Below are 1,149 nucleotides of genomic sequence, written 5' to 3' on the forward strand. Positions count from 1 at the left end.
ACAACCAGACCGGCCAGATGCTGGCGGCACTGAGCGGCTACGGTCAGGGCACGTTCGCCTCCAAAGTCGAAATCAGCGGCGACAGCGTGGCTGTCACCCGTGAAATCGACGGCGGCGCGCAGACGGTTTCCCTGAAGCTGCCGGCCATCGTCACCACCGACCTGCGTTTGAACGAGCCGCGCTACGCGTCTCTGCCAAACATCATGAAAGCCAAGAAGAAGCCTCTGGAAGTCGTGACTGCCCACGCGTTGGGCGTTTCCACCGCCTCCACCAACACAACCTTGAAAGTCGAAGCCCCTGCTGCACGCAGCGCGGGTATCAAGGTCAAGTCGGTGGCTGAACTGGTCGAGAAACTGAAAAACGAAGCGAAGGTGATCTGATGACTATTTTGGTAATCGCTGAGCACGACAACAAAGTGCTGGCCCCGGCCACGCTGAACACTGTGACTGCCGCGGCCAAAATCGGCGGCGACATCCACGTTTTGGTGGCCGGTACATTCTTGGGCGCCGTGGCTGAAGCCGCTGCGCAAATCGCTGGCGTGGCTAAAGTGCTGGTGGCCGATAACGCCGCTTACGCGCATCAGCTACCGGAAAACGTCGCACCACTAATAGCCGGGTTGGCCAAGGGCTACAGGCACATCCTGGCTGCCGCCACTTCCAACGGCAAAAACATCCTGCCGCGCGTTGCCGCTGCACTGGACGTTGACCAGATCTCCGAGATCATCTCGGTCGAAAGCGCTGACACCTTCAAGCGTCCGATCTACGCCGGTAACGCCATCGCTACCGTGCAATCGAACGCTGCGGTCAAAGTGATCACCGTACGTGCCACCGGTTTCGACCCGGTAGCAGCTGAAGGTGGTTCGGCTGCCGTTGAATCGGTTGCTGCTGCTCACGACGCTGCGATCTCCAGCTTCGTTGGCGAAGAACTGGCCAAGTCCGATCGTCCGGAACTGACCGCTGCCAGGATCGTCGTTTCCGGCGGCCGTGGCATGCAGAACGGCGATAACTTCAAGCACCTGTACGCCCTGGCCGACAAGCTCGGCGCGGGCGTGGGTGCTTCGCGCGCCGCGGTCGACGCAGGTTTCGTACCCAACGACATGCAGGTCGGCCAGACCGGCAAGATCGTTGCTCCACAGCTGTACATCGCGGT

General features: G+C 60.8%; 2 protein-coding genes. Both read left to right on the top strand.

Features of this window, described 5'->3' with window-relative positions:
- Positions 1–380, top strand: a 380-nt coding sequence (locus tag PMI35_RS13160; protein WP_008061063.1) for an electron transfer flavoprotein subunit beta/FixA family protein, incomplete at its 5' end; no start/stop codon positions are given.
- On the top strand, positions 380–1,149 hold a 770-nt coding region (locus tag PMI35_RS13155; protein WP_008061066.1), incomplete at its 3' end, for an electron transfer flavoprotein subunit alpha/FixB family protein. The genes PMI35_RS13160 and PMI35_RS13155, both read left to right, overlap by 1 nt.

It is taken from the genome of Pseudomonas sp. GM78, from assembly GCF_000282475.1.
Lineage (GTDB): Bacteria > Pseudomonadota > Gammaproteobacteria > Pseudomonadales > Pseudomonadaceae > Aquipseudomonas.